Source organism: Corynebacterium sp. NPDC060344 (genome assembly GCF_042725215.1).
GTDB lineage: Bacteria > Actinomycetota > Actinomycetes > Mycobacteriales > Mycobacteriaceae > Corynebacterium.
The window spans coordinates 195617-212419 of record NZ_JBHXCS010000003.1; the positions used below are offsets into that span (position 1 = coordinate 195617).

The 16803-nt window shown below is 69.7% G+C and carries 16 protein-coding genes and 3 tRNA genes; 10 read left to right on the forward strand and 9 right to left on the reverse strand.

Annotation, left to right across the window (positions count from 1 at the left end):
• The first annotated feature begins 419 nt into the window (after positions 1–419).
• The 3 genes from ACFWGD_RS05820 to ACFWGD_RS05830 all read left to right on the forward strand — a co-directional run bounded on the left by ACFWGD_RS05820 (position 420) and on the right by ACFWGD_RS05830 (position 3209).
• Positions 420–1385, forward strand: coding sequence for a hypothetical protein (locus tag ACFWGD_RS05820; RefSeq protein ID WP_377777651.1), 966 nt, complete (start codon positions 420–422; stop codon positions 1383–1385).
• A gap of 245 nt (positions 1386–1630) precedes the next feature.
• A complete protein-coding gene (locus ACFWGD_RS05825; RefSeq protein ID WP_377777652.1) occupies positions 1631–2227 on the forward strand; it encodes a holo-ACP synthase in 597 nt (198 codons plus the stop codon).
• Positions 2228–2462: 235 nt separating this feature from the next.
• The gene (locus ACFWGD_RS05830) at positions 2463–3209 is read left to right on the forward strand and encodes a type 1 glutamine amidotransferase (RefSeq protein ID WP_377777653.1); all 747 of its coding nucleotides are present in this window, start codon (positions 2463–2465) and stop codon (positions 3207–3209) included.
• Positions 3210–3267: 58 nt separating this feature from the next.
• Here the strand turns inward: ACFWGD_RS05830 and ACFWGD_RS05835 are convergent, their stop codons facing one another.
• Together ACFWGD_RS05835 and bcp are read right to left on the reverse strand one after the other, a co-directional pair.
• The gene (locus ACFWGD_RS05835; RefSeq protein ID WP_377777761.1) at positions 3268–3945 is read right to left on the reverse strand and encodes a TetR/AcrR family transcriptional regulator; all 678 of its coding nucleotides are present in this window, start codon (positions 3943–3945) and stop codon (positions 3268–3270) included.
• Positions 3946–3997: 52 nt separating this feature from the next.
• Positions 3998–4498: a thioredoxin-dependent thiol peroxidase gene (bcp, locus tag ACFWGD_RS05840; protein ID WP_377777654.1), complete on the reverse strand. Its 501-nt coding sequence runs from the start codon at positions 4496–4498 to the stop codon at positions 3998–4000.
• Between the two features lie 103 nt (positions 4499–4601).
• On the opposite strand from bcp, the gene ACFWGD_RS05845 reads away from it, so the two are divergent.
• Positions 4602–4883 (forward strand): DUF3618 domain-containing protein, encoded by a 282-nt coding sequence (locus ACFWGD_RS05845; protein ID WP_377777655.1) that lies wholly within the window; start codon positions 4602–4604, stop codon positions 4881–4883.
• Positions 4884–5446: 563 nt separating this feature from the next.
• On the opposite strand, the gene ACFWGD_RS05850 is transcribed toward ACFWGD_RS05845, so the two are convergent.
• Positions 5447–5519: transfer RNA gene (locus ACFWGD_RS05850), tRNA-Lys, on the reverse strand.
• A 474-nt stretch (positions 5520–5993) separates the two neighbouring features.
• On the opposite strand from ACFWGD_RS05850, the gene ACFWGD_RS05855 reads away from it, so the two are divergent.
• On the forward strand, positions 5994–7208 hold the full coding sequence (locus tag ACFWGD_RS05855) for an Ig-like domain-containing protein (protein WP_377777656.1): 1215 nt from the start codon (positions 5994–5996) through the stop codon (positions 7206–7208).
• A gap of 96 nt (positions 7209–7304) precedes the next feature.
• Here ACFWGD_RS05855 and ACFWGD_RS05860 read toward each other — a convergent pair whose 3' ends face one another.
• Positions 7305–7955: a LuxR C-terminal-related transcriptional regulator gene (locus ACFWGD_RS05860; RefSeq protein WP_377777657.1), complete on the reverse strand. Its 651-nt coding sequence runs from the start codon at positions 7953–7955 to the stop codon at positions 7305–7307.
• Positions 7952–9223, reverse strand: coding sequence for a sensor histidine kinase (locus tag ACFWGD_RS05865; RefSeq protein WP_377777658.1), 1272 nt, complete (start codon positions 9221–9223; stop codon positions 7952–7954). Before ACFWGD_RS05865 ends, ACFWGD_RS05860 begins: the two co-directional genes overlap by 4 nt.
• Positions 9224–9364: 141 nt before the next feature.
• On the opposite strand from ACFWGD_RS05865, the gene ACFWGD_RS05870 reads away from it, so the two are divergent.
• Both ACFWGD_RS05870 and ACFWGD_RS05875 read left to right on the forward strand, forming a co-directional pair.
• Entirely contained in the window at positions 9365–10357 is a 993-nt protein-coding gene (locus ACFWGD_RS05870) for an ABC transporter permease (RefSeq protein WP_377777659.1), read from the forward strand.
• Positions 10358–10406: 49 nt separating this feature from the next.
• Positions 10407–11144, forward strand: coding sequence for an ABC transporter ATP-binding protein (locus ACFWGD_RS05875; protein ID WP_377777762.1), 738 nt, complete (start codon positions 10407–10409; stop codon positions 11142–11144).
• A gap of 67 nt (positions 11145–11211) precedes the next feature.
• Here the strand turns inward: ACFWGD_RS05875 and ACFWGD_RS05880 are convergent.
• The 3 genes from ACFWGD_RS05880 to cmrA form a co-directional block, all read right to left on the reverse strand.
• Positions 11212–11284, reverse strand: a tRNA-His gene (locus ACFWGD_RS05880).
• Positions 11285–11401: 117 nt separating this feature from the next.
• Entirely contained in the window at positions 11402–11980 is a 579-nt protein-coding gene (gene orn, locus ACFWGD_RS05885; RefSeq protein WP_377777763.1) for an oligoribonuclease, read from the reverse strand.
• 101 nt (positions 11981–12081) lie between these two features.
• Positions 12082–12879: a mycolate reductase gene (cmrA, locus tag ACFWGD_RS05890; protein ID WP_377777660.1), complete on the reverse strand. Its 798-nt coding sequence runs from the start codon at positions 12877–12879 to the stop codon at positions 12082–12084.
• A gap of 217 nt (positions 12880–13096) precedes the next feature.
• Here cmrA and ACFWGD_RS05895 point away from each other — a divergent pair, with 217 nt between their 5' ends.
• Together ACFWGD_RS05895 and ACFWGD_RS05900 are read left to right on the forward strand one after the other, a co-directional pair.
• Positions 13097–13804, forward strand: coding sequence for a TetR/AcrR family transcriptional regulator (locus ACFWGD_RS05895; protein ID WP_377777661.1), 708 nt, complete (start codon positions 13097–13099; stop codon positions 13802–13804).
• A gap of 72 nt (positions 13805–13876) precedes the next feature.
• Positions 13877–14239, forward strand: a complete 363-nt coding sequence (locus ACFWGD_RS05900) for a hypothetical protein (RefSeq protein WP_377777663.1) — start codon at positions 13877–13879, stop codon at positions 14237–14239.
• 41 nt (positions 14240–14280) lie between these two features.
• Here ACFWGD_RS05900 and ACFWGD_RS05905 read toward each other — a convergent pair.
• Positions 14281–14357 (reverse strand) — tRNA-Arg (locus ACFWGD_RS05905).
• 127 nt (positions 14358–14484) lie between these two features.
• On the opposite strand from ACFWGD_RS05905, the gene ACFWGD_RS05910 reads away from it, so the two are divergent.
• Complete coding sequence (locus tag ACFWGD_RS05910; protein ID WP_377777665.1) at positions 14485–16605, forward strand: cytochrome c oxidase assembly protein; 2121 nt, start codon at positions 14485–14487, stop codon at positions 16603–16605.
• Positions 16606–16803 lie beyond the last annotated feature (198 nt).

Consider the following 16803-nt stretch of genomic DNA (forward strand, 5'->3'; position numbering starts at 1 on the left):
CACATCTGACGAGTGTGCGCTGTGGGCCCCGTACCGCACACTCGTGGGCCGGGATTGGGCTGCACATTTGACGAGTGTGCGCTGTGAGCCCCGTATCGCACACTCGTCGGCCGGCCGTGGGCTGCACATCTGACGAGTGTGCGCTGGGAGCCCCGTACCGCACACTCGTGGACCGGCGCGGAGCCAAGACCGCGAGAATGCCGCGGTTTCCGGAACGAGTTTCGGGCGTTCGTTTTCAGCGCCTTTCGAGGACGCCGTACGTGGCGCAGCTGGCCCGGGAACCCGGGATTGGCCGAGGTCAAAGGTCGATGAGGTCGAATCTGGGGGTTGTGGATAGGGAGGCGTCGTAAAGCGAAGTTATCCACAGGCGGAGCTGGTTCGGGGCGCGAGGTCGGCAATGCCCCTCGAAGCTCGGGCGCATGAGATACAAAGACTCGAATCTGCCCATCGGACCCTTGACCAGCGGTGACCTGCTGGCGAAACACGGTATTCACGGCACCGAACTCGCCGCCAACTACGTTCAACTGCGCGATGGCCGCCACGTGCGCGCCGACCACGCCCGCGACATGGGCATGCTCATCGACCACGCGACGACCCGCTACCCCGACGGCGTTATCGGATTCTGGGGAGCCGCCCACGCCTACGGGCACAAATGGTTGCCGTGGGACGCGCTGCCCGCGGTGTTCGTGGAGTCGACGCGGCGCACTCCCGTCGATGCGATCAGCCTGGACCAGCATCTTCGCGGCGCACATCCCGGCTCGCCCGCGCTGCCGATGTTCGCCATGGCGCGGAACGCACTGCCGTCCGGTGCCATCGAGGTTCGGGGCGGCTTGCGCTGCACCTCGCCGCTGCGCACCGCGTTCGACTTGTCGCGGATCCAGGTGTTTCCCGATGCGGTCGCCGCCGTCGACGGTCTGTGCGCGGCGGTGCCCGGCCTCATCGACGACGTTCGCCGTGCGGCGCAGGTCAAAGACCGGTCCATGCGCGGCATCGGCCGATTTCGGGAGGTCGCGGCGCTCGCCAGCGAGCTGTCCGAAAGCCCATGGGAGTCACGGACCAACGTGCTGATTCATGCGATCGGCCTCGAAGGCATGGTCCAGCAGCACTCGGTCATCGTCGTCATCGACGGCATCGAAATCGAGGTGCGCATGGACTTCGCGAACGTGTTGGCGCGCACCGGCGTCGAGTACCTGGGCAAACACCACCAGTACGAGCACAACCGCCGATGGGATCAGCTGCGCACGGCGGCGCTCGCGCGGCTCGATTGGAAGCTGGTCCCGCTCGATGCGCGAGCCGTGACGACGAGATGGCACCGCACCGCTCGAGGGCTCAGGACGACCATGGCCCAGCGCATGGAACTCGGCCGGCTCAAAGGCTGGGGGTGAGTGGCCGGGCCGTTGGCGCCGGGGCCCGTCGCCGGTTGCCTCCTCGACCTCTGCGGTCCCATTCGCGCCGGGCCCCGGGGCTTCACATCTGACGAGTGTGCGCTGGGCGCCCTGTACCGCACACTCGTCGGCCGGGATTGGGCTGCACATCTGACGAGTGTGCGCTGTGGGCCCCGTACCGCACACTCGTCGGAGCGCGGGCCGCGGAGACCGGTCGCGGGGTAGCCCCCGGGTATCGTGGGCGCATGGACTCAGGGGCGGCTTCGACGACGGGAGCAGAGCGGGGCGCGGCGACGGGAGCAGGGCAGGGCGCGGCGGCCGAGCCGGCGAGCTCGGAGTTCGCGGGGCTGGAAGCGGCCGTCCTCGGCACCGGCATCGATCTGGTGCACGTGCCGTCGTTCGCGGCGGACCTCGCGCGCCCGGGTTCGACGTTCGCGGCGTCGGTGTTCACGGTCCGCGAGCGCGCCGCGGCCAATCGCCGGGGCCTCACCGGCGACGCGCTGGCCCGCCATCTCGCCGGCCGCTGGGCGGTGAAGGAGTCCGTGATCAAGGCCTGGTCGCAGGCGCTTTACGGCGCCCCGCCGCCGATCCCGCGCGATGAGCTCGATTGGCGCGACATCGAGATCGTCGCCGACGCCTGGGGCCGCGTCGCCGTCGCGCTCCACGGCCGGGTCCGCGCCGCCGTCGCCGAGTCCCTGGGGCCGGGCAGCACCGACGACAAGGGCAGTACCGACGACACGAGCTTTGCGACGCCCACCTCCTCCCCCCAGGAGCGTTTCCACATCAGCATCAGCCATGACGGCGACCACGCCATCGCCATTGCGATTCTCGCGGTGCACTGAGAAACCCACGGTGCACTGAGAAACCACGGAGGAACCACGGAGGCCCGGTCCATGGACGAATCGACACGGGCCCTGCGGTCACCGTCGCCGATCGGGCCGCCGGCGTTGCGATCCGATTTCCGAGTGGTTAATTCCCTCGGCCGGGTGTTCCCCCTCTCCATCTTCGCAGGTAGACATGAGGAATCACCGTCCCGACGAGGAGACTGAGCCGATGCCCATGCCGATGCCATTGCCGATGCCTGTCCATCCCGCCGCGCCCGCCGCCCTCACCACACGCACGGCGACGCCGACGCGCCGCATCGTGATCCTCCAGCCCGACGAGGGCGTTCCCGCCGATCGAATCGGCCCGTGGTTGGCGGAGGCGGGCGCGGAGTCGTCGACCGTCAAAATGTGGTGTGAGCCGGTGCCGGCCATCGCGGAGCTGCTGGACGCCCGGGCTCCCGCCTCCCTCATCATCCTCGGCGGCCGCGACAACGCGCTGAACCGCGGGGCGTACCCCTGGCTCGGCGATCTCCACGCGCTCATCCGCGGCGCCATCGCCGCCGACGTCCCGGTGCTGGGCATTTGCCTCGGCCACCAGATCCTCGCCGACGCGCTGGGCGGGGAGGTCACGGTGGGGCATCCGACGGCGGGCGAGGAGGGGATGCGGCTGGTCTTGCTTGATGACGCCGGCCGCGCCGACCCCTTGTTCGCCGGCTTCGGGGCGGCGTTCGCGGCGGCGGAATCGCATCATGACGTGGTCGTCCGGGTGCCGGAGGGCGCGACGGTCCTGGCCTCGTCGGAGCAGTGCCGGGTCCAGGCGTTCCGGTTCGGTTCGGCGGTGGGAGTGCAGTTCCACCCCGAAGCCTCGCCGGAGTTGATGGCGTCGTGGACGGCCGGGGACGGCGGCGACGGGGATGCGATGCTCGCGGACATGCGCGCCGCCGATGACGCGGTCGGGGCCGCTGGGCGGTCTCTGATCGCCGCCTTCGCGGGCGCGTAGCTTCGGGGGCGGGTGGCCGTCGTCAAGCAATCCGGCCAGCGGCACCCGGGAAAAAGCGCTAGCCCCCGGCCTTTTCGGCGACGGTCATGAGGTAGGAGATGAGCATCCGCTTGACCTCCTGGACCGTCAGCTCGTAGTGCAGCTCGCGCATGCCGGCGTCGCCCGGGCGGTCGACGGAGTAATTGAGCAGCGAGTACGTCGTGTGGATGAGCAGCCCCGAAATGAAGCTGCGCACGTGCGCGTCGGACCGGGGGGCGAGGGGGCGGAGGACCTCGGAAATGCCGTCGAGGAGCTCCTGCTCCGTCTGCGCCGCCGTCGCCCGCGTCGCCGGCGTCGACTGCACCGCCAACCACACCGACCGGCGCGACGGATCGTCGAGCCACAGATCGGCGATGTGATCGATGAACTCCGACAGGAACTCCGGCCACTCCAGCGCCGGCACGAGCTCCGCGAAACGCGTGATCTCCGCGACGACGCCGGCGGTGTCCTGGCGGTCGAGCTCGCAGATCATGACGTACTTGTTGGCGAAGAACTGGTACAGCGTCCCGATGGGCACGCCCGCCCGCTTGGCCACCTCGTCGAAGGTGAAGGACTCGAAGCCGACGTCGACCAGCACCTCGCGCGCCGCCGACAGGATCCGGGCGTAACGCTCGCGGCTGCGCTGCTGCGCTGGGCGGCGGCGGGGCCGGAGGATCTCGTGGTCGTGGTCCGGGTCGGTCGCCGGGTCGAGGCGCACCGAGGCTTCATCGGCCTTTGCGCCGGCCTCCTCGGCCGACTCGGCGCCGCGCTCAGTCACCGGCGTTCAGGTCGCGCAGGACGCGGCCGACGTGGCCCTTCGCGCGGACGTTGTACCAGGCGTTTTCCACGTTGCCGTCGGCGTCGACCAGGACGGTGGAGCGGATGACGCCCTGCACGACCTTGCCGTAGTTTTTCTTCTCGCCGAACGCGCCCCATGCGGCCAGCGTCTCCTTGGACGGGTCGGACAGGAGGGTGAAGTCCAGGCCGTGGTCGTCGCGGAACTTCGCCAGCTTCTCCGGCTTGTCGGGGGAGATGCCCACGACGTCGACGCCGGCGTCATTGAACTGGGCGGATTCGTCGCGGAAGTCGCAGGCCTGCGTGGTGCAGCCGGGGGTGTTGGCCCGCGGGTAGAAGTACACCAGCACGCGGCGCCCGCGGTAGTCCGACAGGGACACCTCGCGTCCGTCGTCCGCCACGAGCGTGAAGTCGGGGGCTGCGTCCCCGGGTTCGAGCCGGGTGGTGGGCGGTGCGGTGGTGTCGTTGTCGGCCATGGGGCTCATGGTAGCGGGATTAATGGGTGTTGGGCGCCCAAAGGTGCTTTCGAGTGTTACCCTTTTCCATCAGACGACCGTTCACCGATCAAGGGGAGTCCACGTGGCCCGCAGCATTGACGACATCCAGCGCGACATCGAGCGCAACCGCACCCAGCTCGCCAAGACGCTGGACGAGCTTTCGGTGCGCACCAATCCGAAGAACGTCGCCGACGACGCCAAGTCGCGCGCCGTCGACGGTCTGCAGGAGCCGAAGGTCCAGGCCGTGCTCGGTGCCGTCGCCGTCGTGATCGTCGGCGCGATCGCCCTGTCGGTGTCGCGCAACCGCAAGCGTTCGCAGGAGATCGAGCGCATCCGCGAGATGATCGAGGCCGCGTCCCGCTAGTTCGGGCAGGCAGTGCCGCCGGAGGGTGGGTCCCGTTGGGGCCCGCCCTCTTTTGCTTTGCGACGGCCGTGCCCGGCGTCGGCTTCGTTCGGCGACGACCTCCGTCCCGCGTTCATCCACCCAGCCTTCGTCCACCTCGCGTTCGTTCGCCCAGCCTTCGTCCGCCCTGACGCTGTTCGCCCCCACCGCTGAAATTCGTTGGTGCTGCCCCATCGATTCAATTTCGTCCCGTACGTGTCACCTTCGAGGGGCGCGCACGGGATGAAGTTGAAGAAAAGGCGGGTCGAAAATTCAATCTCATCCCGTACGTGTAGCCCTCGGAGGCCACGTACGGGATGATCTTGAATAGGCCCGTCTCAGGTTCTTTCAGCGTCGGATTCTGGCTCGCTGTGCGGCGAACGTTGGCGCCGTGACCTGCGGAAACCGAAGATGGGCGCTGTGTGTCCCGCAGCGGCGTTGAGTGGTGCGGGGGTGTGCGTGCAGAGGTCCGGCGCGGCTACGGGCCGTGTGGCGTGCGGGATGCGAAAACCCCCGCCGGGATGAACCCGACGGGGGTGATGTTGTGCGCCATCAGGGACTTGAACCCCGAACCCGCTGATTAAGAGTCAGCTGCTCTGCCAATTGAGCTAATGGCGCTTGCGTTTGGCGTTGGCCTGCTGTGCGCTGGCCTCCGCTGCAACGAGAAGAAATATAACCCCCATCGCGGCGCGATACAAAATCGGCTGGTCAGTGCGGGTTTTGGTGCGAGTGATCGAGGGGAATGGCTACTCCGAGTGTGCGAGAGGCGGGGAAGGTAGCGCGAGAGGTGGCAAAGGTGGCGCGAGGAGGCGCGGGTGCGGCGCTCCGCAACGGGTGAATGGGGCGCACTCGCGGCCAGTCGGACGCGTGAAGCCCCCCGTACGTGCGACGCTGCTGTATTGATAGCCAAATTATGTCCGGCGCCACCTGCGGCGACGTGATGTTGCCGGATTGTGACCTGACCAAGGGTATCCTGACGTGCGTTTTTCTGGGTCAAGCGACTAAGTTGGCCGAGTATGCGTTTGCGCTGTCCGCGCCCGGGGTGAATCCGGTGTGCGCGGGCCGTCGCAAAGCAAAGATGAAGTCGACGGCATGAACGAGTGTGTGGAGCGATTGAAGAACATGGGTGTTGAGCTGAACCGGGGCCGCCGTTTCCGGGGCATCGTCGCGGCCTTCGGCGTCGCCGCGCTGGCGCTGACGGGCTGCACCGTCGGCGACGTCGGCGAGTCGGACGAGGCCGAGGTGGTCGAAGAGGCCAAGCCGAAGCCGGTGGCCAACGTCGAGGACGGCGCCGGGGATTGGTCCGTGACCGAGCCGGTGACGGTGTCCATCGACGACGCGAAGCTCGATTCGGTGTCCATGACCAACGAGGACGGCAAGGAGGTCGAGGGCGAGCTGTCGGAGGACGGCACGTCGTGGACCTCCACCGAAAACCTCGGCTACGGGCGCGTGTACTCCATCGAGGCGAAGGCCGGCACGGAGGAGCTGTCCAGCTCCTTCCAGACGGTCGTGCCGAACAACCAGACCTACGGCTACCTGTCTCCAGCGGAGGGCTCGACGGTCGGCGTGGGCCAGACCATCTCCATCAAGTTCGATGAGCCGATCGCCGACCGCCAGGCCGCGCAGGACGCCATCAAGGTCACCACCGAGCCGGCCGTCGAGGGCGCGTTCTACTGGCTGAACAACGCCGAGGTGCGCTGGCGCCCGGCCGAGTACTGGCCGGCGGGCACCTCGGTCAACGTCGAGGTGGACATTTACGGCAAGGACCTGGGCAACGGGTACTACGGCCAGGAGAACAACTCCACGAACTTCACCATCGGCGACCGCGTCGTGGCCATCGCGGATGATTCGACGAAGACGATGACCATCGAGCGCAATGGGGTCATCGAGAACTCGATGCCCATCTCCATGGGCTCGGGCCGCTGGCCGACGCCGAACGGCACGTACCTGATCGGCGACCAGCACACGAACATGGTCATGGACTCGACGACGTACGGCCTGGCGCTGGAGGACGGCGGCTACAAGACGCCGGTGAAGTACGCGACGCAGATGTCCTACTCGGGCATTTACGTCCATGGTGCGCCGTGGTCGGTGTGGGCGCAGGGTTCGCAGAACGTGTCGCACGGCTGCATCAACGTCACGGACGCCAACGCGGCGTGGTTCCAGCAGAACACGAAGCGGGGCGACATCGTGATCGTCAAGAACACCATCGGCGGCACGCTGCCGGGCACCGATGGCCTGGGCGATTGGAACATCCCGTGGGAGACCTGGAAGGCCGGCAACGCCGACCAGACGTCCTCCTGGTAAACGTCCCGGTAGTCGTCCCGGCCCGTTGCTTTGCGACGGCCACCCCGCACCCCGTTCGGCCTCACCGGCCGAGCGGGGTTTTTCGTGGTGGGGCCGCTACACCATCCCCAGCTCGGTGGCGCGGGCGACGGCGGCGGTGCGGGAGCCGACGCCGAGTTTGGTGAAGACGTGGACGAGGTGCGATTTGACGGTGGCCTCGGTCAGCACGAGCCGGGCGGCGATGTCGCGGTTGGACAGGCCGTCGGCGACGAGGCGAAGGACCTCCGTCTCGCGGGCGGTGAGGCTGCGGCCGGGGTCGTGCAGCCGGCCCATCAGGCGGGTGGCCACGTCGCCGGAGAGCACCGTCTCTCCGCGGGCGGCGGCGCGGACGCCGTCGACGAGCTGCGCCGGGTCGGAGTCCTTGAGCAGGTAGCCCACCGCGCCGGCGGACACGGCGCCGAGGATGTCGGCGTCGGAGGAGTAATTGGTCACCACCAGCACCTGCGGGGCATCGGGCAGCGCCCGGATGCGCGACGTCGCGCCGACGCCCCCGGCCTGCCCGTGGGCGCCGGGGCCCTCGCCGAAGCGCAGGTCCATGAGGACCAGGTCGATGGGGGAGCCGGAGTCGTGTGCATCGGACACGGCGCGCACCGCGTCGTCCGGGGTGGCGGCCTCCGCGGCGACGGCGATGTCCCCGGCGGTCTCCAATACGGCGCGTAGCCCCGCGCGGACCACGGGATGGTCGTCGGCGAGCAGGACGGTGATCATCGGGGCTCCTCGAGGGTTGGGCGGGGGACGTGGGGGCGGTGGGCGTCGTCAAGCGGGACGTGCACCGACACCCCGCATCCCGCACCCGGCGCGGACTCGATGGACACCGTGCCGCCGAGGGCGGCGATCCGGCGGCGCACGCCCGCGATGCCCACGGCACCCGGCGGCGCGGCGGCGGCCGGGTCGAAGCCGATGCCATCGTCGACGACGTCGAGGGAGACGGAATCGGGCTGGTAGGTCAGGGTGACGGCGCAGCGGGTCGCGCGGGCGTGGCGGGCGACGTTGGCGATGCTCGCCTGGGCCACGCGAACCAGCGCGGCCTCGGCGTCGGCGGGGATCGGGCGGGGGTCGCCGTCGACGCCGAAGTGCGCGGGCGAGCCGTCGGCGGTGACCGGGGCGGAGGCGCAGACGCGGGCCAGTGCGACGGGCAGATCCGCGCCGGTCAGCGCCCCGGGCTGCAGTGCTGCGATGATGCGGCGGGTCTCGCGGAGGTTGTCGGCGGCGACCTCGCGGGCCATGCGGATGGACTCGACGGTGCGCGCCGGGTCCGTGCCGGGGCCCTGCGCCGACGCCTCCGCCGAGTGCAGCAGCAGCTGGATCGAGGAGAGCCCCTGGGCGACGGTGTCGTGGATGTCGGCGGCCAGGCGGGCGCGCTCGTCGAGTTCGCCCGCCCGGCGCGACATCTCGGCGACGTCGGCGCGGGCGGCGAGCAGCTCGTCGATGGCGTCGGCGCGGATGGTGGCCTCGCGCATGAGCAGGCGGAAGCCCATGCCCACCATCAGCGCCACCGCCGCCCCGAGGATCGGCCCCGCGACGCCGCCGACCCGCCAGCCGACGTGCCAGGCGATGGTGGCGATGGCCACCGCCGTCAGCACGCCGACCAGCGCCACGGCGTACCAGCCGGCGACGGCGCGCAGCACCAGGAAGAACAGGGGGAACGCCAGCCACACGCCATCGGCCGACGTCCACGCCAGACCCGTGAAGCACGCGATGACCGCGGGCAGCCACCAGCGCGGGCCGTCGCCGGGCTGCATGCGGCCGACGGCGTAGACGGCGGCGAACGCCACCAGCCACAGCCACGTCGCCGGCGACAGGTGCCCGGCGTCGGCCGAGGCGATGCCGCGCAGCGCGACGAACACCAGCAGCACCGCGACCAGCAGGTCCAGGCCGACCCGCAGCCATCGCCAGACCCGGCCGAGTGCGGCGGGGTCGGTGGCGGCGGGGCCGGCCGGTGCGGTGGAGTCGCGTGCGTCGCGGTGGGGGTTCACGCCCCCAGGGTAGGGGCGCAGGCCGCGCGGGTGAAGGCACCGGCCCGCGCCGCCACCGCCCGGGGTCAACCGAAAGTTGGGGCCGAAGTGCCATCCCGCGGGCGATTCGCCGCACCGCCCCGTCCGGCGAGCATGGGGGCCATGTACCAGGCAACACGTGAATTGCGCGCCGCACCAGGGCGCACCGCATTGATCACCGTGACCGTCGGTTTGATCGCGGTCCTCGTCACCTTCCTGTCCGCCCTCGCGGCGGGCCTGTCGCACCGGTCGGTGTCGGCGCTGGACGAACTCGCGGGCCCGGATGACGCGATCATCGTCGCCGACTCCGGTGCCCCGTCGCTGGCCGCGTCCCGCTTGACGACGTCCCAGGTGGAAGCCGCCACCGCCTCCGGTTCGGGGGAGGCGTGGTCGGTGGGCCGCGCCCGCATCGGCGGGGAGCCGGTGTTCGCGTTCCCGGATTCTTCGCTGCGCGACGACGAAATCCGCCCCTCCGACGCCGTCGCCGGGAACCTGCCCGACTCCGGCACCGTGACCTTCGAGGGGCGCACGGTGACGGTGGCGGGCACGGCCGGCGACATCTGGTGGGAGCACCAGCCCGTCGTCCTCGTCGCCCCCGAGCTCGCCGAGCGCATCGCCGGTGCGACCTCGGCCGTGGTGGTCGACGAATCGGATGGGGAGGCTGGAGAAGTGGAGGGCACCGTCGTCATGCGCGGCGACGAGCGCGCGGACCTGTCGGCGTCCAACAAGGGCGAGCAGATGTCGCTGGGCGCGATGACGTCGCTGCTGTTCGTCATCTCGGCGCTGGTCGTCGGCGCGTTTTTCATGGTGTGGACCGTGCAGCGCATGCGCGGAGTGTCGGTGTCGTCGGCGCTGGGGGCGTCGCGGCCGGTGCTCGTCGCCGATTCGCTGGGGCAGGCGCTGATCGTGCTGGTCGCCGGCGTTGGCGCGGGTCTCGCAGTGACCGTCGCGGCGGGCACGTGGCTGGCCGCCGGCGACGTGATGCCCGTGGTCATCGACGCGTCGACGACCGTCTGGCCGGCGCTGGCGCTCATCGGCACCGGGCTCATCGGCGCCGCCGTGGCTCTGGTGCCCGTGCTGCGCGTCGAGCCGAGGGAGGCGCTGGCCAATGCGTGACTGCCCCGACCGCACCGACCGTTTCGAGCACCGCGACCAGGAGAACCACATGAATTCCCACGACAGCACCACCGCACTCCACATGTCCGGGGTGACCCTCGACGTCGTCGATGGTTCCGCGACCCGGCGCGTCCTCGACGACGTTTCCCTCGACGTGGGGCGCGGCGAGATCGTCGCCGTCACGGGGCCCTCCGGTTCCGGAAAGTCCACGTTGCTGGCGGTGGCGGGGTGTCTGCAAGCGCCGGATGAGGGCGTCGTCAAGCTCCATGGCGCAGACGGCGACATCGACCTGACCGCCCGGGGCGCGGCGGCGGCCCGCGTGCGCCGCGGCCACGTCGGCCTGGTGTTCCAGCAGCCCAATCTGTTGCCGGCGTTGACGGTGTGCGAGCAGCTGATCGTCATGACGCGCCTCGGCCGCATCCTGCCGCCGCCCGCCGCCGAGCGCCGCCGTGCCCGCGAGCGCGCTGCCGACCTGCTCGACGCCGTCGGCCTGTCGGGTCTGGGGGAGCGCCGCCCGTCCACCCTGTCCGGCGGCCAGCAGGCGCGCGTCAATCTGGCCAGGGCGCTGATGAACGACCCCGAGCTGCTCCTCGTCGACGAGCCCACCGCCGCCCTCGACCGCGCGTCCGCCGAGGCCGTCACCGACCTCATCGTCGACGTCACCCGCCGCGTCGGCGCCGCGACGCTGTACGTGACGCACGATCCCGGGCAGGCCGCGCGGGCCGATCGCGTCATGGAGATGCTCGACGGCCGCCTGACCGAGCGCGCCACCGCCGGCGCACGCTAAAGCCCGAGCACGCTAAAACCCGCGCATGCGAAAAGCCCGGACCAATCGGTCCGGGCCTTTCATTCGGGGTGACTGACGGGACTCGAACCCGCGACACCCAGGATCACAACCTGGTGCTCTACCAACTGAACTACAGTCACCATCGCGTTCACGTCAGCGGCGAATGCCCTGCCGTGCAGCGGATTACAGGATAACCCACGAACCGCGCCGGACAAAACCGCAGGTCGGCGGGTTGCTTTGCGACGGCCCTGCGGGCCTCACTCCACCGGCACCTTGGCGGCGGCGCCCTCGGCGGCCGCGGCGACGTCGTCGGACGTGGGCCCCTCGCCGGGCACCATCATGGCGCGGCGGTAGTACTCGAGCTCGCGGATGGACTCGCGGATGTCGGCCAGCGCCCGGTGGGACATGCCCTTCCCCGGCTGCCCGTAGTACACGCGCGGGTACCAGCGGCGGGCGAGCTCCTTGAGCGAGGAGACGTCGATCATGCGGTAGTGGAGGTGGGTGTCCAGCTCCGGCATGTAGCGGTTGATGAAGCCCCGGTCCGACGCGATCGAGTTGCCCGCCAGCGGCGCCTGGCGCTCGGCCGGCACCCATTCGCGGACGTAGTCGAGGACCTTCTGCTCGGCCTCGGCGACGTCGACGGCCGATGCGCGGATCTCCTCGGTCAGGCCGGAGGACTCGTGCATGGTGGTGACGTAGTCGTCCATCTGCGCCAGGTCGGTCTCGGAGGCGTGGACGACGATGTCGACGCCCTCGCCGAGGATGTTGAGGTCCGCGTCGGTGACCAGCGCGGCGATCTCCACGATGACGTGGCGCTGCGGGTCAAGGCCGGTCATTTCGCAGTCGATCCACACGATGCGGTCGTACTTCGCGGGCGTGGCGTTGCCGCCGTTCCCGTTGCCGGTGCCGGCGGTGTTCTCGCTGTTCGTGCCGTCGGTCACTGGGACATCCCTTCGTAGAATCGGCCGATGATGGGGGCGACGAGCCAGCGCGGCAGGTAGTTGCCGGCGGTATTCATGCCCTTGCTCAGGGCGCCGGGCACGACGCGCAGGCGGTTGGCGGCCAGGGCGTCGAGGCTGTCGCGGGCGCAGTCGTCGGTGGAGGTCCACAGGAAGTCGGGGACGTTGTCGTCGACTTCGTTGGCGCCGTCCTCGCGCTCGTCGGGGCGCACGGGCCCGGGGGCGAGGAGGGTGCAGTGCACGCCGGTGCCCTTGAGGTCGTAGTGCAGCGACTCGGTGAACGTGTTCACGAAGGCCTTGGTGCCCACGTAGGTGGCGTTGTTCGGGATGATCGTCGTGCCCGCGGCCGAGCCCACGTTGAGGATGGCGCCCGAGCCCCGCTCGATCATGGGCTTGACGACGAGCTGCGTGAGGTCGAAAAGCGCCGTCGCATTGAGCTCGAACTGGGCGCGTTCGTAGTCCTGGTCGAGGTCCTGGAACCGGCCGAAGGTGGCGATTCCGGCGCAGTTGACCATGACGCTGATCTGGCGTGCGCGCAGTTCGTCGCAAAGCTCGGCCCGGGCCTCCGGGTCCGACAGGTCGCAGGGGCGGACCTCGACGGTGAGGGAGGGGCCGGACAGCTCGGCGGCCAGGGCGGCCATCTTGCCCTCGGAACGGGCGACGAGGATCAGCGAGTGGCCGCGCCGGGCGAGCTCGCGCGCCAATGCCTTTCCGATGCCTGATGACGCGCCGGTGACCACGGCGCGGTAATCGGGATGGGGGGCGGGCAATGCCATTTTCGTCCTCGCGGTCGCTCGATGGGTGGTTACCCCGCCAGCCTAGTGCCGCGACGGCGGCCCGCACGGGCGGGGATGGTGACCATCATTCAGGTCAGGGACCTTTCTGAGGTGGTGTCAATGGATGAAAATAGGTTGTTTTCCCATGTTGGAGGGGCAAACGGGTGTCCCCGCCTTCGGCGTGGAAAGCCGGGATCGGCGGCGGCGCGGATTAGCATTGACGGCGAATCAAACCATCGCGGTGGCCCACCCGGCCATCGCCCGCCGCCTCCGGGCCGGCGGCGCAGGAAAGGGAACGACGATGAACGGCGACAATCCCGGCACGGGCGGCGCGAAGCCGTCGGTCGACGAGGCGATCATCGAGGCCGCGCGCGACAGCATCATGTCCGTCGGCCTGCGCCGCACGTCCATCGCGGAGATCGCCCGCAACGCCGGGGTGTCCCGGCCGACGGTCTACCGCCGGTACGCGGACCTCGACGAGCTGGCCAACGAGGTCATCACCCGCGAGTTCCTGCGCATCCTCGCCGACCTGCGCGAAATGCCCGGCGACGCCCGGCACCGCATCGTCGCCCGCTTCCGCATCATCCTGTCGCGGCTGTCCGACGGCGAGTTCTTCCTCAACCTCGCCGAGACCGACCCCGAGCGCATCGTCCGCGCCATCATCCGGCCGAAGGGCTCCAGCGAGCGGTCGATCATCGAGCAGTTCATCCTGCCGGGCATCGTCCACGGCCAGGAGGACGGCTCCGTGCGCCAGTACGACCCGACGATGCTGGCCAACAACGTGTTCATGGTCATGCAGTCCGCCGTGCTGATGTGCTCCAACATGCTGCGCGAAAGCGCCACCGGCGACGGCGACTCCGCGGGCGCCGTGGACAACGCGGTGGCCGAGGTCACCGAGATGGTGGACCGCTACCTGCGGCCGTAGGGGCTGGGCTCATAATCAACACCGGGTTACCGTGGAGGCATCCGCACTCCCGAGTCCCCGGAGGGGATTGACATGCGCTCCCTGTTCCTCGTCGCCGCCGCCATCCACACGCTGCTGGTGGCCGCCGTCATGCTGACGCTGAACGTCGACATCATGGTCCTGTCGGCCATCGCTCTCCTGGCCACCCTGATCATCGGAGGCGTCGCCTTCGCGCGCCGGGGGAGGGGCGCCGGCATGTGGGCGGGTGCCCTGGCGGGGCTCATCGCCATCGCAGGGTGGGGATCGTGGCTCGTCCTCTGGGCAATGGATCCCGGCCGCGGCGGAGCGGCGATCAACATCTGGGGCATCTTGCTGCCGGGGCTGGCGGTGCTCGTCTACCTCGTGGCGGCGGCGCTGCCGTCGTCCGCGGGCACCCGGCGCACCGTGGTGGAGTGAGACCCGGGGCCATCATCTGCTCGTGGCCGTGATCGGCGAAGTGGCGCCCCCGGCAGGATTCGAACCCGCGACCAGCCGGGTAGAAACCGGATGCTCTGATCCACTGAGCTACGGAGGCATGCGAGACGGAATTCTAACCCGGCTCCTCGGGGCGTCGTAAAGCGGGGCCCGGGCCCGTGACGGGGGAGGTCGCGGCGCCCAACCGGAGTTCTGCCGCCCGGCGGCGGGGGTCTACCCTAGGGGGCATGACTGCGACGATGACCCGACCGACCCACAAGGTCCGGGGAACCTACGGCTGGTACGTGGTTTTCGCCCTGGTGGCCGGCGCGCTCGCGGGCGCGCTGTCGCTGGCGTTCAACATGGATTCGCGGGCCACGCTGGGCATTCCGGACCCGGGCGCCGTCACCACCGTGGGCTTCCCGCTGGCCAAGGCCGGCGGCGAGATGCTCGCGGCGCTGGCGATCGGCTCGTTCATGTTGTCGGCCTTCGGCTCGCGGCCCCGGCCCGACGGGACGGTGGACCTCGACGGGTGGGCCGCGGCGCGCACGGGGCGGTGGGCGATCTTCAGCTGGGGCGCCATCGCGTTCCTGCAGATCCCGCTGGTGCTTTCCGACGTCTCCGGCCAACCGCTGTCCACGACGATCAGCCCGGAAAACTGGTCCGTCGCACTCGACCAGGTCAGCGAGGCGCTGGCGTGGCTGTGGGTGGGCATCTTCGCCATGGTCGTGGCACTCGGCTCGGCGCTGACCCGAAAGTGGATCTGGCAGCCGGTGTTCTTCGCCATCTCGCTGGTGTCGATGATGCCGCTGGCCGTGGTCAGCCACAACGCCACCGGCGGCAACCACGACTACGGCACGAACTCCTACATCTGGCACCTGACGTTCACCGTGTTCTGGGTCGGCGGCCTGATGGCGCTGATCGGCCACGCCCGCCGCCGCGGCGAATTCATGTCGGAGGTCGCGTCGCGCTACAGCTTCGTCGCGCTGGTCGCGTTCGTTGCCATGAGCGCCTCGGGCGTCATCAATGCCGCGATCAACCTGTCGTGGCAGGACCTGTTCAACAACAATTACGGGATCCTGGTCGTCGTCAAGGCCGTGCTGATCATCGTGCTGGGCCTGTTCGGCTACATGCACCGGCGGGTGACCATTCCGAAGCTGGACCACGACCGTGGCGGGTTCGCCTTCTGGCGCCTGGCCATCGTCGAGGTGCTGGTCATGGCCACCGCCGTGGGCGTGGCCGTGGCGCTGGGCCGCACCCCGCCGCCGCCGAACTACTCCGACCAGGTCGGCGGCGAGGGGCTGCCGCCGATCACCCAGATGGAGGTCAAGCTCGGTTACGAGCTGGACATCCCCTTCGGGTGGGAGGCGATGTTCACGCAGTTCCGCTTCGACATCTTCTTCGGCTCGGCGGCGATCATCGCCGCGTGGATCTACCTGTACTGGCTGCGCCGGCTGCACAAGCGCGGCGGCGAGTGGCCCATCGCCAACACCATCTGGTGGCTGGCCGGCTGTGGCCTGCTGCTGTTCACGTCGTCGTCGGCGCTGGGCGTGTACATGCCGGCGCAGTTCTCGGTGCACATGCTCGCGCACATGCTCTACTCCATGGCCATCCCGGTCATGCTCGCGCTGGGCGGCCCGGTGACGCTGGCGCTGCGCGCGCTCAAGCCCGCGGGCCGCGATGGCCTGCCGGGCATCCGCGAGTGGCTGGTGGCGTTCATCAACAACCCGGTGTCGCGGTTCCTGACCAACCCGGTGGTGGCCACGGCGCAGTTCGTCGCCGGCTTCTACCTGCTGTACATGACGCCGCTGTACGACTACATGGCCGGCGAGCACGCCGGGCACCTGTTCATGAACATCCACTTCCTCATCTCCGGCTACATCTTCTACTGGGTGATCATCGGCGTCGATGCCGCGCCGCAGCAGATTTCGCCGGCGGTGAAGCTGGTGTCGCTGATGGGCTCGCTGCCCTTCCACGCGTGGTTCGGCATCACCCTGATGCAGATGCAGCAGGTGCTGGCGGAGGACTACTACCGCGAGCTGGCGCTGCCGTGGCAGGTGGATCTGCTGGCCGACCAGAACGTCGGCGGCGCGGTGGCGTGGGCGCTTGGCGAAGTGCCCATGTTCATCGTCATGGCCGCACTGTTCGTCCAGTGGCGCCGCAGCGACGAGAAGGACGCCGCGCGCTACGACCGCAATGCCGAGCGCGACCACGACGCCGAGCTGGAGGCCTACAACGCCATGCTCGCCGCCCGCCGCGGGCAGGGCATGACGGATGAGGAGCGCGAGTACTACACCGGCACCGTCGACTCCGACCACGAGGTCCACCTCGGTTCGGCGAAGGACGCCGGCAAGCAGCGCCGCAGGTAGGCGGCAGGTTCGGCAGAGCGCGCGGCGGGTTTCCCGCCGCGCGCTTTCGCGTGCGCGCACCACGCTTGACGACGGTTGCGCGCAACTTCGGTAGCGCAGCGTCGTCGTCAAGCCGGGCAGCCCGTGGGCTGTGGATGAGCGGCGTAATCCCGGATTCATCCACAGGCACGGGATCCGGCGGTGGTGCCGGCGTGCGCG

What these genes read in the sequence shown, in the direction of transcription:
- ACFWGD_RS05875 (WP_377777762.1), top strand. Translation starts at nt 10,407, where the DNA reads ATGAATTCCCACGACAGCACCACCGCACTCCACATGTCCGGGGTGACC.
- ACFWGD_RS05870 (WP_377777659.1), top strand. Translation starts at nt 9,365, where the DNA reads ATGTACCAGGCAACACGTGAATTGCGCGCCGCACCAGGGCGCACCGCA.
- ACFWGD_RS05825 (WP_377777652.1), top strand. Translation starts at nt 1,631, where the DNA reads ATGGACTCAGGGGCGGCTTCGACGACGGGAGCAGAGCGGGGCGCGGCG.
- orn (WP_377777763.1), bottom strand. Translation starts at nt 11,980, where the DNA reads ATGACCGGCCTTGACCCGCAGCGCCACGTCATCGTGGAGATCGCCGCG.
- ACFWGD_RS05830 (WP_377777653.1), top strand. Translation starts at nt 2,463, where the DNA reads ATGCCTGTCCATCCCGCCGCGCCCGCCGCCCTCACCACACGCACGGCG.
- bcp (WP_377777654.1), bottom strand. Translation starts at nt 4,498, where the DNA reads ATGGCCGACAACGACACCACCGCACCGCCCACCACCCGGCTCGAACCC.
- ACFWGD_RS05910 (WP_377777665.1), top strand. Translation starts at nt 14,485, where the DNA reads ATGACTGCGACGATGACCCGACCGACCCACAAGGTCCGGGGAACCTAC.
- ACFWGD_RS05900 (WP_377777663.1), top strand. Translation starts at nt 13,877, where the DNA reads ATGCGCTCCCTGTTCCTCGTCGCCGCCGCCATCCACACGCTGCTGGTG.
- ACFWGD_RS05820 (WP_377777651.1), top strand. Translation starts at nt 420, where the DNA reads ATGAGATACAAAGACTCGAATCTGCCCATCGGACCCTTGACCAGCGGT.
- ACFWGD_RS05855 (WP_377777656.1), top strand. Translation starts at nt 5,994, where the DNA reads ATGAACGAGTGTGTGGAGCGATTGAAGAACATGGGTGTTGAGCTGAAC.
- ACFWGD_RS05860 (WP_377777657.1), bottom strand. Translation starts at nt 7,955, where the DNA reads ATGATCACCGTCCTGCTCGCCGACGACCATCCCGTGGTCCGCGCGGGG.
- cmrA (WP_377777660.1), bottom strand. Translation starts at nt 12,879, where the DNA reads ATGGCATTGCCCGCCCCCCATCCCGATTACCGCGCCGTGGTCACCGGC.